The 264-nt window shown below is 25.0% G+C and carries 1 pseudogene; it reads right to left on the reverse strand.

Annotation, left to right across the window (positions count from 1 at the left end):
- Positions 1-264: pseudogene (locus tag ETC27_RS18485) on the reverse strand (hypothetical protein); the annotation flags it as partial.

Consider the following 264-nt stretch of genomic DNA (forward strand, 5'->3'; position numbering starts at 1 on the left):
TAATCCTTATAATAAATTTCATTTTTTCATCTGTGTCATAATCTAAATTACCTACTTTTAAAAGTTCTAGCCTTTTATCAAGATTCTTTAGACCTGTGCCATATTTAACAAACTCTTCAATTTTTCCATTATTTGATACTTCTATTGTTTCTTTCGAAATTGTAATATCAATATCTAATTCTTTACCTTCAAAACCGTGTTTTATGGCATTTTCTACTAATAATTGTATTGAGAACTTAGGAATTAATCTATCTTCATAATCTT

Source organism: Onishia niordana, from assembly GCF_004798965.1.
GTDB lineage: Bacteria > Pseudomonadota > Gammaproteobacteria > Pseudomonadales > Halomonadaceae > Onishia > Onishia niordana.